General features: G+C 64.6%; 13 protein-coding genes. 10 read left to right on the top strand and 3 right to left on the bottom strand.

Annotation, left to right across the window (positions count from 1 at the left end):
• Positions 1-6 precede the first annotated feature (6 nt).
• The gene (locus tag TSA1_RS05465; protein WP_100175447.1) at positions 7-1188 is read right to left on the bottom strand and encodes an ABC transporter substrate-binding protein; all 1182 of its coding nucleotides are present in this window, start codon (positions 1186-1188) and stop codon (positions 7-9) included.
• Between the two features lie 129 nt (positions 1189-1317).
• Here TSA1_RS05465 and TSA1_RS05460 point away from each other — a divergent pair, with 129 nt between their 5' ends.
• On the top strand, positions 1318-1821 hold the full coding sequence (locus TSA1_RS05460) for a DUF3280 domain-containing protein (RefSeq protein WP_245448114.1): 504 nt from the start codon (positions 1318-1320) through the stop codon (positions 1819-1821).
• A 177-nt stretch (positions 1822-1998) separates the two neighbouring features.
• On the opposite strand, the gene fghA is transcribed toward TSA1_RS05460, so the two are convergent.
• Positions 1999-2844: an S-formylglutathione hydrolase gene (gene fghA / locus TSA1_RS05455; protein ID WP_100175445.1), complete on the bottom strand. Its 846-nt coding sequence runs from the start codon at positions 2842-2844 to the stop codon at positions 1999-2001.
• Positions 2845-2918: 74 nt separating this feature from the next.
• Entirely contained in the window at positions 2919-3539 is a 621-nt protein-coding gene (locus tag TSA1_RS05450) for a response regulator (protein WP_100175444.1), read from the bottom strand.
• 142 nt (positions 3540-3681) lie between these two features.
• On the opposite strand from TSA1_RS05450, the gene TSA1_RS05445 reads away from it, so the two are divergent.
• The 9 genes from TSA1_RS05445 (at position 3682) to TSA1_RS05415 (ending at position 13839) form a co-directional block, all read left to right on the top strand.
• Positions 3682-5040, top strand: coding sequence for a histidine kinase (locus TSA1_RS05445; RefSeq protein WP_174718770.1), 1359 nt, complete (start codon positions 3682-3684; stop codon positions 5038-5040).
• 163 nt (positions 5041-5203) lie between these two features.
• Positions 5204-7675 carry a TonB-dependent receptor gene (locus TSA1_RS05440; protein ID WP_174718769.1) on the top strand — a complete coding sequence of 824 codons (2472 nt, stop codon included), beginning with the start codon at positions 5204-5206 and terminating at the stop codon, positions 7673-7675.
• Between the two features lie 112 nt (positions 7676-7787).
• Positions 7788-8123: a hypothetical protein gene (locus TSA1_RS05435; RefSeq protein WP_245448112.1), complete on the top strand. Its 336-nt coding sequence runs from the start codon at positions 7788-7790 to the stop codon at positions 8121-8123.
• A 143-nt stretch (positions 8124-8266) separates the two neighbouring features.
• Entirely contained in the window at positions 8267-8434 is a 168-nt protein-coding gene (locus TSA1_RS39565; RefSeq protein ID WP_174718768.1) for a hypothetical protein, read from the top strand.
• A 61-nt stretch (positions 8435-8495) separates the two neighbouring features.
• A complete protein-coding gene (locus TSA1_RS05430; RefSeq protein WP_174718767.1) occupies positions 8496-8897 on the top strand; it encodes a hypothetical protein in 402 nt (133 codons plus the stop codon).
• Positions 8898-9301: 404 nt separating this feature from the next.
• On the top strand, positions 9302-9916 hold the full coding sequence (locus tag TSA1_RS41000; protein ID WP_347338507.1) for a hypothetical protein: 615 nt from the start codon (positions 9302-9304) through the stop codon (positions 9914-9916).
• Positions 9852-10886 (top strand): hypothetical protein, encoded by a 1035-nt coding sequence (locus TSA1_RS05425; RefSeq protein WP_347338506.1) that lies wholly within the window; start codon positions 9852-9854, stop codon positions 10884-10886. Before TSA1_RS41000 ends, TSA1_RS05425 begins: the two co-directional genes overlap by 65 nt.
• A gap of 135 nt (positions 10887-11021) precedes the next feature.
• Complete coding sequence (locus TSA1_RS05420; RefSeq protein ID WP_100175440.1) at positions 11022-12485, top strand: GH1 family beta-glucosidase; 1464 nt, start codon at positions 11022-11024, stop codon at positions 12483-12485.
• A 121-nt stretch (positions 12486-12606) separates the two neighbouring features.
• Positions 12607-13839 carry an acetyl-CoA C-acetyltransferase gene (locus TSA1_RS05415; RefSeq protein ID WP_100175439.1) on the top strand — a complete coding sequence of 411 codons (1233 nt, stop codon included), beginning with the start codon at positions 12607-12609 and terminating at the stop codon, positions 13837-13839.
• Positions 13840-14129: the final 290 nt, after the last annotated feature.

Here is a 14129-nt window from a genome sequence, read left to right as displayed (position 1 = left end):
GCGTCCTCACTTCAGCTTGCATTTGCTCTCCGGACGATCATAGCCGAGCGTGTCGAGCTCGGAGACCTGGTGCAGAAATCCCTCCTGCGGCGACACCGACACCACCATGCGGCCGTCGACCAGGAGGATCGGCTGGCGCAGCTGGAGATTCCAGTCGCGCAGCGTCAGCCGCGTGCCCTTGAAGGCGGCGACCGAGAAGTCCGGGCCCTTGATGAAGTCCGTCACCTTCTTGACGTCGCCGGAATTGGTGCGCGAGGTGGCCTCGCCGATCATGCGGGCGGCGGTCCATGCCTGCATGTCGAGCGCGGTCATGCGCCGTGAATTGAGCTTCATGAAGCGGTTCTGCATCTGGATCGCGCCCCATTGGTCCTGCGCCGCGTCCCAGCTGCGCGGCACCAGCCCGGCCGAGCCGGCCACGGGCCGGGGGTCCCAGGTGCGATAGGGCAGGTAGGCGCCGAACACCTCGCTCTCGTCGGCGGCAACCAGCACGTCGTAAGCCGGCGCGCCTTGCGTGAACACCGGCATCTGACGCTGTATCAGCGTCACGCCGCTATCGGTACGGCGGGCGCCGCCCTTGTCCTCGAAAGTCTTCTCCTGCACGATCTTGGCGCCAAACCGGGTGGCGGTGCGCCGGAGCGCGTCCGCAAACAGTCTGTCCTCGTCATGCGAGCCGACCACGAGCAGCCAGCGCGACCACTTCTTCCACACCAGGTATTGGCCGAGCGCATCGGCCAGCATCGCGCGCGTTGGCGCGGTGTGGATGACGTTGGCGCGGCAATCGGCCTCGCGCAGCCGCTCGTCGATCGCTCCCGCATTGAACAGCAGCGCGCCGCGGTCGCGCAAGGCGTCCGAGACTTTCAGCAGCGCATCGGCGGGCAGGTCGGTGATGATGAAGCTGTTCTTCTCCGCGAGCGCGGTCGCGGCCTGGACGACGTCCTCACCCTCCCTGATGCGGCGCTCTTCCAGCACGAAGCGCTGGCCCAGGAATCTTCCGGTGGTGTTGTTGTCCTCGATGGCGAGCCGCGCGCCGGCGACGCCGTCATTCTCGGCCGGTTGCTCGACCAGCGACAGCGTCGATCGGGTGCCGGCGACGCCGAGATAGCCGACGCCGATCAGGGCTGGCTCCGCCGCGAGCGCGCTCGTCGCAGCAAGACCGAAGCCGATCAGACCGGCCAACCATCGGATCATGTTTCCTCCGAGCGATCCCCCCGGCTTGACCGCAGGTGGAGAATTGTCTCTGCTTCAAGCATGACCAATTTGTCAGGGCATGCAACCCCGCATTTCGTCCCCGCGCGCGCGAGAGGCGGAATCACGATCATGCGAGCATTGATGGTGATCGCCGCTTTGCTGTTGACGCCGTCGCTTGCGCGCGCCGATCCGCCGAAGCTCGCCGTGTTCGATTTCGAGCTGATCGATACCAGCCTGCCGGGCGAGTTCTACGGCTCCCGGCCCGAAGAGGCGCGGCTCGTGCTCATCAGCGAGCAGCTGCGCAAGGAACTGAGGGAGTCCGGCAAGTTCCAGGTGCTCGACATCGCGCCGGTCAGGGACGCGGCCCGCCACGCGAACTTACAGGCCTGCGGCGGCTGCGATCTCAAGCTCGCCGGGCAACTGGGCGCAGACCTTGAGATCACCGGCATGGTGCAGAAGGTCTCGAACCTGATCATCAACCTCAACATCTATCTGCGCGATGTGAAGACCGGCGCCATGATCATGGCTGCGAGCGCCGACATGCGCGGCAACACGGATGAAGCCTGGACCCGCACGATGAGCTATCTGATCCGCAACCGCTTGCTGGCGCCGAATTACGGCAAGCGGGAGTAGGGCTCTCTACCCTCCCCTGGAGGGGGAGGGTCGATCGCGCGAAGCGCGAGCGGGGTGGGGTGACGGTCTCTCCTTTGAGGCGGTGTCCGCGTGGAGAGATCACCCCACCCCGCTACGCATTGCGCTTCGCTTCATGCGTAGCGACCCTCCCCCTCCAGGGGAGGGTAAGAGAAAGCATCACCCCTTCAACTTCTCCGCATGCCAGTGCAGATGATCGCCCATGAAGGTGGAGATGAAGTAGTAGCTGTGGTCGTAGCCCGGCTGACGCCGCAGGGTCAGCGGGATGCCTGCTTTGCTGCAGGCAGTTTCGAGCAGCTCGGGCTTGAGCTGCTCTTTCAGGAAATTGTCGGCCTCGCCGACATCGACCAGAAAGCTGGAGAACTTCGCCCCGTCCTCGATCAGCGCCACGGTGTCGTGGCTGCGCCAGGCGTCCTTGTTCGGTCCGAGATAGCCGGTCAGCGCCTTGATTCCCCAGGGCACGACCGAGGGGGCCACGATCGGCGCGAACGCGCTCGCGGCGCGATAGCGATGCGGGTTACGCAGTGCCACCGTCAGCGCGCCATGGCCGCCCATCGAATGGCCCATGATCGACTGCCGCTTGGCGTCGACGGGAAAATGTCCCGCCACGAGCTTGGGCAGTTCGTCGGTGACATAGCTCCACATCCGGTAATTGCGCGCGAAGGGCTCCTGCGTCGCGTCGACATAGAAGCCGGCCCCGAGGCCAAAATCATAGGCATTGTTGGGGTCGCCCGGCACGTCGGGTCCGCGCGGGGAGGTGTCGGGTGCGACGAAGATCAGGCCGAGCTCGGCGCAAGCCTTGCGGAATTCGCCCTTCTCGGTGACGTTGGCGTGAGTGCAGGTGAGGCCGGACAGATACCAGACCACGGGCAGCTTGGCGCCGTCGGCATGCGGGGGAACGTAGACCGAGAACACCATGTCGGTTCCGGTCGCCTGGCTGGCGTGGCGATAGACACCCTGCACGCCGCCGTAGGATTTATTGGTCGAGACAGTCTGAATCGTCATGCCCTAAGCTCCAGTGGCATTCAACCACATCAACATTGCAACGCTTGTGTGACCGAATTTGTGGCAGCTGCCCGTCAGGCGACACCGCTGTCGATCGCCAGCCGCACCAGCTCGACCGAGGTCTTCACTCCGAGCTTCTGGCGCATGATGGACGAGGTGTTGGCGACCGTCTTGTACGACGATTGCACCAGCCAGGCGATCTCGGACAGGCTCTTTCCGGCGCTGAGCAGCCGCAGGATCTCCATCTCGCGCGCGTTCAGCTTCGACAATGGGCTTTGCGCCAGCGTCGGCCCCGCGAAGGCGATGCTGCGCGCGATCGCCGTGGGCAAATAGGTGCCGCCGCCGCCGACGGCGCGGATCGCCTCGACGAGGTCGTCGGGGTCGCCGGTCTTGGAGACGTAGCCCTTGGCGCCGCATTCGATCGCGCGCGCGGCAAAGGCCGGGTCGTCGTTCATGCTGAACATGATGATGCGGGCCTCGGGCGCGCGCTCGAGGATGCGGCGTGCGAGCTCGAAGCCGGAGACGGTCGGCAGATTGATGTCGATGATGCAGAGGTCGGGGCGTTCGACGATGAAGATGCACTCGCCGTCCTCGGCGTCGGCGGCCTCCAGAATCTCGATCTCGCCCTCGTCGGCCAGCACGGCACGGCAGCCGGAGGCGACAATGGGATGATCGTCGACAATCAGAATGCGCATTGGCGTTTCCTTGTGACAGCGTCGGCCTGTTTCGCGCCCGGCCGGGATTGCTGTACGCTTCCGATTAGATATCCGCCGCTTCGTCCCTGTCAACGTCATCAGGCAGAGGCGGGCGAGGCTTCGCGAGGCACGGGCGACACCAATGTGGCAAAATCTATCCTTGCGCGGGCGCATCAACCTCTTGCTGGCGCTGCTGCTGGCGCTGGGGCTCGCCGTCAATATCGGCCGCCAGGTCGCGGAGGCAGGTCCCCGCGTGCAGGCCGAGGACCAGAGCGTGATCCGCCTCGCGCGCGAATTCATCGAGATGATCGTGGCTGATCTCAACGAGGCGCCCGATCCGGATGCCAGGCTGAACCAGATCGCGCGCGACCTCAGCCGTCTGCGCCATGTCAGCATCACGCTCCGGAATGCCGGCGGCAATCCTCAGACGCCGCCCCGGCTCGACGGCGAGGCCGACACGCACGGGCCGCCAGCCTGGTTCGTCAGCCTGGTTCATCCCGAGCAGACCGCGGTGAGCGTGCCTGTCTCGATCCATGGCAGGCCCGGCTCGCTCCTGATCACCTCGCATCCGGACGACGAGATCGCCGAGATCTGGGACGGTATCGTGACCCAGCTCGAGGTCGGCTCGGTGATCGCGCTGGCGCTGTTCTTCCTGATGATGAATGTGGTCGGCCGGGCATTGGCGCCGCTGCAGTCGCTGGCGGAGGCAATGGGCAGGCTCGAGGGCGGACATTACGAGGCCCGTGTCACGCCGGGCGGTGCGCCGGAGCTCGCGGTGATCTGCACCAAGCTCAATCACCTCGCGGCAACGCTTCACGAGGCGGTCGAGGACAAGCGGCGCCTCGCCGAGCGGGCGGTGTCGCTCCAGGACATCGAGCGCAAGGAGATCGCGCGCGAGCTCCACGACGAGTTCGGGCCGTATCTGTTCTCGCTGCGCGCGCATGCCGGCGCGCTGGCGAAGCAGGCGGATGGGCGCGTTCCCAGTGCGGAGGCCGTGCGAAAGCATGGCAGCGCCATGCTGGAGCAGATCAACGCGCTGCAGCAGTTCAACCGCCGCGTGCTGGAGCGCCTGCGTCCCGTCGGCCTCGCCGAGTTCGGCCTGCGCCAGGCGCTGGAATCGCTGTCGCGGCTGTGGCGGGAATCGCATCCCGACGTCGCGATCGAGACCACGATCTCGCCGTCGCTTGGGGTCACCGGCGAGACCGCCGATCTCACCATCTACCGCATCGTGCAGGAAGCCCTCACCAACGTGTTCCGCCACGCTGGCGCGACCTCGGTCAATGTCGTCATCGAGCCGGCGGAGCAGATGGCTCACGATGGCCGCGTCTGCGCCCGCGTGCGGGTCAGCGACAATGGCCGCGGCATGGAGCCGGACCAGAAGCTCGGCTTCGGCCTCGTCGGCATGCGCGAGCGGATTCTGGCGCTGGGCGGCACGCTCAACGTCGTCTCCGGAGCCGGCGGCTTGACCGTCGAGGCGCTGGTTCCGACCGCGGCCGCCTGATCGCTCCCGAAACGATCGGGAATAATTCCCGATTTGGTCGGGAAAACGGGAGCGGATATTGCCCGACCTTTTGTGGCTGGCGGGATTGCGACCGCCGAATACACTCGTCTCAACCAAACGGCGGACATCAAAACAGCCGGTGGTTACGGATGGGAAGGCGGGGATGGGCAAGGTTCTTTCGTTCAAGCGTCGTTTGTTGATGGCCTCGGTGTCATCAGGGCTGGTGTCCGGGATGGTTTTCGTGAGTCCCGCCGCAGCGGCGCCGGACGAGGAGACCAACGTCCAGAACCTGCCGCCGGTCGAGGTGGCGGCGCCGCCGCCGTCGGTGGCGCGACGGGTCGCGCCGACGCGGCCGGTCGCCCGTATCGGGGCCGCGTCGTCCGCCGCGCCGAGGACAAGGCTTTACGTCTACCCGACCTCGCCGGGCACCGGCCGGGGTCTCGATGTCGACAAGGTCGCCTCGTCGATCAACGCCGTCGATGCCAATCAGATCAAGCGGACCGGCTCGCTGAACGTCACCGACGCGCTGCGCGACAACATCGCCGGCGTCAACATCACCGAGGTCACCGGCAATCCGTTCCAGCCGGATGTCGAATTCCGCGGCTTCGTCGCTTCGCCGGTGACGGGCACGCCGCAGGGCCTCGCGGTGTATCAGAACGGCGTCCGTATCAACGAAGCCTTCTCGGATGCCGTCAACTGGGACCTGATCCCGACCGCCGCGATCAGATCGGTGACGCTGGTGACCAACAATCCCGCCTTCGGCCTCAACGCGCTGGGCGGCGCCATCAACCTGCAAATGAAGGACGGCTTCACCTATCAGGGCGCGGAGATCGACGTGATGGGCGGCTCGTTCGGCCGCGTCCAGGGCTCGGCGCAATGGGGCAAGCAGGTCGACAAGAATTTCGGCGTCTATGCCGCGCTCGAAGGCCTGCGCGACAACGGCTTCCGCAACTTCTCGCAATCGACCGTGCGTCGCTTCTACGGCGATGTCGGCTACAAGGCGGGCGACAGCGAATTCCACGCCAATATGGGCGTTGCCAAGAACGATTTCGGCGCCAGTGCCACCGTTCCGGCCGAACTGCTCGACAAATATTGGGGTGCGACCTACACCACGCCGCAGACGACGTCGAACCGCGTCGGCTATCTCAACCTGACCGGCAAGGTCGATGCGACGCCGACCTGGACGCTCGAAGGCGCCGCGCATGTGCGCAGGTACGAACAGAAGCTCGTCGACGGCAATCCGACCGACGTGCAGGAATGCGCCGCCCTGGGCCTCTTGTGCTTCGGCGACGATACGACGCCGGCCAACGGCACCGACGGCGCGCAGCTCGTCAATCCCTATCCGCTCGGAACCATCCTCGGCGAGATCGACCGCAGCACGATCCGTTCCACCAGCTTCGGCGTATCGGGGCAGGCCACCAACACCGATCAACTGTTCGGCCACGACAACCGCTTCGTGATGGGCACGAGCTATGACGCCAGCGTCACGCGCTACAACGCCACCGCCGAGGTCGGCGCGATGGGAGAAAATTACGTTGTCAGCGGCAGCGGCGCCTTCCTGGGGCCGACCGGTACGGATGCGACCGGCTTCACCGGTCCCGTCTCGCTCCGGACCGTCAACCAATATAACGGCCTCTACGCGATGGACACGTTCAACGTCACGGATGCTTTCGCCATCACCGGCGGCGGCCGTTTCAACGTGGCGCGCATCTCGCTGGAGGATCAGCTCGGGACCGATCTCAATGGCGATCACACCTTCACGCGTTTCAATCCGGTGATCGGCGGCACCTACAAGATCACGCCGGAGCTGACCGGCTATGCCGGCTATTCCGAGGCCAACCGCGTGCCGACTCCGCTGGAGCTCGGCTGCTCCGATCCCGCGAGGCCCTGCCTGATCGCGGCGTTTCTGGTCTCCGACCCGCCGCTCAAGCAGGTGGTGTCCAAGACCGTGGAGGCGGGCTTTCGCGGCACCAAGGAGTTGAACATCGGCACGCTCGGCTGGAAGATCGGCGGCTTCCGCGCCACCAATTACGACGACATCGTCGCCATTCCCGTCCCGGGGCGGACCGGCTTCGGCTATTTCTCCAACGTCGGACGGACGCGGCGGCAGGGGTTGGAGGCCGAAGTCAACATCAAGTCGCCGACGTTTCAGTTCCAGGCGAGCTATTCCTTCGTCGACGCGCGTTTCCTGGACGCGTTGACCATCGGCTCGAACAGCCCGTTCGCCGATGGCGACGGCAACATCCAGGTCTCGCCCGGCAACCAGCTCCCCGCGATCCCCCGCCATCGCGTCAAGGTCGGCATCGACTATGCCGTCACCGACGTCTGGAAGGTCGGCGGCAACGCGCTGTTCGTCTCCAGCCAGTATCTGGTCGGGGACGAGTCGAACCAGTTCGCGAAACTGCCGTCCTATACGGTGTTCAATCTCCACACCTCCTACCAGGTGGCGAAGAACATCCAGCTCTATGGCAAGATCGACAATATCTTCGACAAGCGCTACGCGACCTACGGACAGTTCTTCGATCGCGGAGCCTTGCCGAACTTCACCAACGGCGGCAACGACTTCACCGACCCACGCTCGCTGAGCCCGGCGCGGCCGCGTGCGTTCTATGCGGGGATGCGGGTGACGTTCTAGGCGCGAAGGCGCAGCCGGCTGCGCCGGCGTGGAGAGCCCCCACCGCCTCGCGCGGACGGCTTGCGCAAAATATCCCGCTTCCGGCATCATACGGCCGGAGGCTCGCTTTGCCGTGTCGTTGAAGAATCCGGATGCCGTCGCCGCTATCGTTGCAGCGCTCCGACATGTTTATGGCGACGAAGTCGCCCGCCTCATGCTCGTCGAGGGCATGAGCCTCGCCAACCTGATCGATGCAATGTTTTCCGCCCCCTTGACGCACCGCGAGGCCATCAAGGCCATTACCGACGGACTGGATGACTTCGTCATTTCACCGGACCTCGGCCTCATGTGGCACCTCAAATACATCTATGGAAAAGAGCCCGGCTCCTTGCACGTCGTGGACATGGAGATCGCCACGCCGAATGGCACGTTGGCAAGCAAGGATGTCTGGCTGCGCTTGTCTGGCTAGAGGGAGAGGGGCTGTTTGGACATTTGGCCCTAGCGGGGGAAGTTCCACGCGGGTTTACCGATCAGCAACCATGGCGAATGATCTGAAAATTTTAACGAAACTGTTCGGCAGTCTGTGCGTCGGTTTGCTGGAGGGCCCGTCTGATGACAGAGCACCGGTTGAGAGAACAGGAATGCCAGATCGCGCGCTATCGGCGCCTGGAACGGGAGGTGACTGATCCGCTTGCCGCGTGCCTGCTTCACGGCATCGTCGAGGAGCTTGAAGCCGAGCTGCGCAAGGACAGGCCGGATTGGCACGGGCCGCGCGATTAACGCTTTCTTAGCGCTAATCATGCGGATGATCGCGCGGGAATGGCCAAGGGAGACTGCTCCCATGCTGAAGGACGGCACATATGCGGCGTGGTACAAGACGCCGCTCGACCAGGGCACCGGGATCGTCCACGTTGCAGACGGACAGATCTGGGGCCGCGACAGCCTGATGACATATCACGGCTCTTGTCAGGTCGACGGAGACCGCTTCACCGCCACCGTGTCGACCAAGCGCCATACCGACGGGCGTGCAACGGTGTTCGGCGTGGAAGACGAGCTCACCTTGGACATCGAGGGGAACTGCCCCGGCAAGATCGCGACCTACACCGCGAAGGCACCACAAGTGCCGGGAATGATTCTCCAGGGAACGCTTATTCTCACCGAACAGCAATCGCCGGCGCGCGTCGAGCCGCGTCCGCCGTTCAAGCCCGGCAAGCTGCCAAAGTTGCCGAAGCGCTCGCGCTGACCGGGGAAAATGGCGCCAGGCGCACGATCGCCTCGAACTGGCATCCAGCCGGCGACGAGCCCGGCCCGCGACGGGCGAGCTCCCAGCTCCGCTGCCGCCTTGCGCTCACCGCCTCGCACGCGGTGAGCCCGGCAAGACCGCGTTGGTCTCACGCGCAACTGCAGGGCGAGGCGGGTTTCAAGCGCCGCGATGCATTTTCGCGGTTGAGGCGTCCCCTTCGCACGAACGTGCCCTGTGTTCGTCCCTGGAACTCCAAGTTCAAATCGCCATCAGCCCCGACGCTCTTCTTCGGGTAGATTTCGTTCGGTTGCACAACCGATTAACGGGTTGTTAGAAGACTCTATCGCAAATGGTTCTGAACGATAACAACAACCCTGCCGGGTTCCAGCGCCCGGAGCATTTGCGTGAATGTGCCGGCTCCCCTGACCGCAGAAGATTTCGTCGCGCGCGGCACTCGCTCGGATCAATTGGTTGCGACCGTCGTGTTCGCCCTGCTCGCCGTCGGCTCGCTTCTCCCGACGCTGCTTGTTCCCATTCCGGCGATGGGGGATTACGTCAACCATCTCGCCCGCATGTATCTTCTGAGCGAGATGGGCGCCACCGATGCCAATCCATATTATGAGGCGGCGTGGGCCTTCTATCCGAACCTGGCGATGGACCTGGTGGTCCCGCGGATGGCGCGGCTTTTCGGCACCGAGACCGCAACCCGGCTGTTTCTTCTCGTCAGCCAGATCCCGATCGTCGGCGGCGCGCTTGCGCTCGAATGGGTCGTGAAGCGGCGCGTTCATCTCGCCGGTTTCGCGGCGCTCATGTTGCTCTACTGTCTTCCATTTTCCTTGGGGGTTCATCAATTTCGAATGCGGCCTCGGCATCGCCCTTTGCGGCATCGCCGCCTATCTGGCCGTTGGCGATCAACCGGCGCCCGTGCGTTTCGGTGTCAACGCAGCTTTCGTCGTGCTGCTGTTTGCGTCGCATCTCTTCGCCTTGGGGGTCTACGGCGCGACGCTCGGGCTCCATGAGCTGTGGCGCGCCTTCGACCGAAAGTGTCCTGCGCGAGACGTCGCACTCCGGTTCTTGACGCTCGCAACACCGGCCGTCGCGTCGTTGGTCATCATGCGGTTGACCGCCGGGTCCGTCGGAAGCGAGAGGACCTTTTGGAGTCTTGACCACAAGCTGCTCTGGCCGTTCTTCATCATGAACGGCTACAGCATGGCCGTCTCGGGGGCGTGTGCGATCGTGCTGATGGCAGCATTATACGTCGCCGCCAGATGCAGCATGCTGAAGCTGGCACCTGCCGGAATCTGGATCGCAACCGGCTTCGCGCTGCTCTATCTTGCGCTTCCGCCGCGGCTGTTTGACACGGCGTTTGCGGATATCCGGGTTCTGCCTGCAGTCGCCTTGATCCTTCCGGCCTTCTGCTCGCTGTCGCTGCCAGGCCGACGGTGGACGATGGCTGCGCTTGTGATTGTCGGTGGCATCACGCTCGCGAATCTAGGCCTGGTGCTCGATGTCTGGCTCTCCTACCGTCTGGAATATTCGGCCGTCATCGAATCCTTTGAGCATGTCGATCGTGGTTCGAGGATTCTGATCGGGACCAGCGCTGAAGGCGAGGATCCGCCGTTCCAGGATCTCACCCGGTTCCCGGTGTACTATGCGCCGACGCTCGCCGTGCACTACGCAAATGCATTCGTGTCGAACCTGTTCACCGAGACCGGCAAGCAGCCGATTCAAGTGCGCGCCGAACTCCGCCGCCTCGCCGTCCCCAATGGGGGGCCCGTGCCGATACGCCTGCTCCGTGCCATCGCCGAAGAAAGAACGACCGAGCCCGAAGAAACCGCTGCCGTCCGTACCTGGTATCGGGATTACGACTATCTCTATCTGGTCGGCCCTGCGACGGCGAACCCGCTGCCAGACCTGCTGGAGGAATTGGATGGGTCCGGGCGCTTCGTCCTCTACAAGATCCGCCACACATCCCGAGCGTGCGACTGAGAGCTCACGGATCCAGGGAGGGCAATTTGCCACGTCCGGCGATTCTGCACGCTCAGCCCTCGGCTCGCCCGCTTCTCAAACTGCCCTGGACTCGCCATTGTGCGGCCGCAACAGGTCGGAAGAGGAGCTGCATCAATGTCGGACAAGGTCTCGCGTCGCCGGCTCGCGAAACTCGCGGGGCTGTCTGCAGCCGGTCTGACCGCCTCGCTCCATGCGGCCGAGGCCCGGCCGGCATCGCAGCCGCGCAGGGGAGGGGGCTTTCCGGCGGGCTTCGTCTGGGGCACGGCGACGTCGTCCTATCAGGTCGAGGGCGCGGTCAACGAGGACGGGCGAGGGGCCTCGATCTGGGACAAGTTCGTGCGCATCCCCGGCAAGATCGAGGACGGCACCACGGGCGACCGCGCCAATGAGCACTATCACCGCTACAAGGAGGACATCGCGCTCATCAAGGCGCTCGGCTGCAAGGCCTACCGCTTCTCGGTGGCCTGGCCGCGGCTGTTCCCGGACGGCGACGGCAAGCCCAACCCGAAGGGGCTCGACTTCTACAACCGGCTGGTCGACGAGCTCCTGAAGAACGGCATCGAGCCGTGGCTGACGCTCTATCACTGGGACCTGCCGCAATCGCTCCAGGATCGCTTTGGCGGCTGGCGCTCGACCGAGACCTGCAAGATATTCGGTGATTACGCCGCCTATGTCGCCGGTCGTCTGACCGACCGCGTCAGGAACGTGTTCACGCTGAACGAGAGTGGCCGCTTCGTCTATTTCGGCTACGGCATCGGCATCGACGCGCCCGGCCTGACGCTGCCGCAGGCCGAGGTCAACCAGATCAGGCACAACAGCGCGCTGGCGCATGGGCTCGCGGTGCAGGCAGTGCGCGCCCATGGCCGGCGCGGCACCAGAGTGGGCCCGGCCGAGAACGTCGACGCCTGTCTGCCGGCGATCGACACGCCGGAGAATGTGCGGGCCGCCGAGATCGCGCTGCGCGAGATGAACGCCGGCTATCTCAACGTCATCATGACGGGCCGCTACACCGACGCCTTCCTGAAATTCGCCGGGCCCAACGCGCCCAAATACACCGATGCGGAGCTGAAGATCATCTCTTCGCCGGTCGATTTCCTCGGCCTCAACATCTACGCGCCGCAGAACTATGTGGTGGCCACCGACCAGGGCGCGGGTTTCATGCCGCTGCCGATCCCGAAATCGTTTCCGCACATGAACTCGGACTGGCTACGCGTCGGGCCCGAGACGATCTATTGGGTGCCGAAGCTGGCGGCCAAGATCTGGAAGACCGATGCGATCTACATCAGCGAGAACGGCGCCTCCGGCGATGACGTCGTCACGCCCGACGGCAAGATCTACGACACCGACCGCATCATGTACCTGCGCAACTACCTCGCCCAGTTGCAGCGGGCCACCGCCGAGGGCGTGCCGGTGCGCGGCTATTTCCTCTGGAGCCTGATGGACAATTTCGAGTGGGTGTATGGCTTGAACAAGCGTTTCGGGCTGTACCACGTCAATTTCGACACCCAGGTGCGTACGCCCAAACTCAGCGCCAGCTTCTATCGCAACGTGATCGCGAACAACGCGGCGGGGGCGTAGCGGCTTCCATGACCAACCGCGCGGCGGAAAATCGGAGGAAAGGCTTGAGCCTCGCGCATTGACTCAACTCGCCCCCTTCTTCAAAACCGTCCTCAACGCACATAACAAGAGGACAACGCCCATGGCTGACGCGCTGATCATCGATGCCTGCCGGACCCCGCGCGGCGTCGGCAAGGCCGGCAAGGGAGCACTCTCCGGCATTCATCCGCAGCAGCTCGGCGCCACCGTGCTGCGCGCGCTCGCGGACCGCACCGGCATCGACACCGCCGATGTCGACGACATCGTCTGGGGCTGCAGCGCGCAGGTCGCGACCCAAAGCGGCGATCTCGGCCGGATGTCGGCGCTCGATGCCGGCTACGACGTGCGCGCCAGCGCCGTGACGCTCGACCGGTTCTGCGGAAGCGGCATCACCAGCGTCAACATGGCGGCATCCTCGATCATGGCGGGCGCGGAAGATCTCGTCATCGCCGGCGGCTGCGAGATGATGTCGATGGAAGGGCGCCGTGGCTCGGGCCCGATGATGATGGACAACGGCAATCTGCACCTGCGCGCCACGCATCCGCAGTCGCATCAGGGCGTCTGCGCCGACGCGATCGCGACCATGGAAGGCATCAGCCGAAGGGATGTCGACGCGCTCGGGCTGGAGAGCCAGAAGCGTGCCGCGCATGCGATGGCGAACGGGTACTTCAAGAAGAGCCTCGTGCCTGTTCACCGCGAGGACGGCAGCCTCGCGCTCGACCACGAGGAGTATCCGCGGCCGCAGACCACGATGGAGGGACTGAGCAGCCTGAAGCCGGCATTCCCGGCAATTGCCGACTACGCGCTCGACGACAAGGGCACCACCTATCGCGGCCTGATCCTGCAGAAATATCCCGATCTCGAGATCGACTTCGTGCACCACGCCGGCAATTCGTCCGGCGTCGTCGACGGCGCCGCCGCGATCCTCCTGGCCTCGCCCGCTTATGCCAAGGCGCACGGCCTCAAAGCCCGCGCCCGCGTGGTGGCGATGGCGAACATGGGGGACTCGCCGACCCTGATGCTGAACGCGCCGGTGCCGGCGACGCGCAAGGTGCTGGCGAAGGCCGGGCTCACCATCGACGACATCGACCTGTTCGAAATCAACGAGGCGTTTGCGGTGGTGGCGGAAAAATATATCCGCGACCTCAAGCTCGACCGCGCCAAGGTCAACGTCAACGGCGGCTCGATCGCGCTCGGTCATCCCATCGGCGCCACCGGCTCGATCCTGATCGGCACCGTGCTCGACGAGCTCGAACGGCGCGATCTCAAGCGTGGTCTCGTCACCATGTGCGCCGCCGGCGGCATGGCGCCCGCCATCATCATCGAGCGCGTCTAGCCGATCGCCACCTCGCTTTCTCCCTGTTTTTACGGGGAGGAAGACCGCGACATGCGCTCCGACCCTTATTTTTCAGGGTGAAACACGACCGGCCTTTCAGAAAGAGGCCGGTCGTCGCTTGTCGAAAACGGCGAATCAGTTCTAGCAAGATGTCGTGCGGGCCTTTGAAACAAGGCAAAATCCGCTGCTCAAGGCTCCTTCCGCACTGGAAGTGGCTAAAATGCAGGGTTTTTTGTCACAGCGGGGCAAAAAGCCCGTAAAATCGCGACAAAACTGTGCAGAAGGCTATA

This window comes from Bradyrhizobium nitroreducens, from assembly GCF_002776695.1.
GTDB lineage: Bacteria > Pseudomonadota > Alphaproteobacteria > Rhizobiales > Xanthobacteraceae > Bradyrhizobium > Bradyrhizobium nitroreducens.
The sequence above is the reverse complement of the archived record's forward strand: the minus strand, read 5'-3'. Positions and strand labels throughout refer to the sequence as shown.

Coding starts and splice junctions, on each gene's coding strand:
- TSA1_RS05415 (WP_100175439.1), top strand. CDS start 12,607: ATGGCTGACGCGCTGATCATCGATGCCTGCCGGACCCCGCGCGGCGTC.
- TSA1_RS05420 (WP_100175440.1), top strand. CDS start 11,022: ATGTCGGACAAGGTCTCGCGTCGCCGGCTCGCGAAACTCGCGGGGCTG.
- TSA1_RS05450 (WP_100175444.1), bottom strand. CDS start 3,539: ATGCGCATTCTGATTGTCGACGATCATCCCATTGTCGCCTCCGGCTGC.
- TSA1_RS05465 (WP_100175447.1), bottom strand. CDS start 1,188: ATGATCCGATGGTTGGCCGGTCTGATCGGCTTCGGTCTTGCTGCGACG.
- TSA1_RS05430 (WP_174718767.1), top strand. CDS start 8,496: ATGCTGAAGGACGGCACATATGCGGCGTGGTACAAGACGCCGCTCGAC.
- TSA1_RS05460 (WP_245448114.1), top strand. CDS start 1,318: ATGCGAGCATTGATGGTGATCGCCGCTTTGCTGTTGACGCCGTCGCTT.
- TSA1_RS39565 (WP_174718768.1), top strand. CDS start 8,267: ATGACAGAGCACCGGTTGAGAGAACAGGAATGCCAGATCGCGCGCTAT.
- TSA1_RS05445 (WP_174718770.1), top strand. CDS start 3,682: ATGTGGCAAAATCTATCCTTGCGCGGGCGCATCAACCTCTTGCTGGCG.
- TSA1_RS05440 (WP_174718769.1), top strand. CDS start 5,204: ATGGGCAAGGTTCTTTCGTTCAAGCGTCGTTTGTTGATGGCCTCGGTG.
- fghA (WP_100175445.1), bottom strand. CDS start 2,844: ATGACGATTCAGACTGTCTCGACCAATAAATCCTACGGCGGCGTGCAG.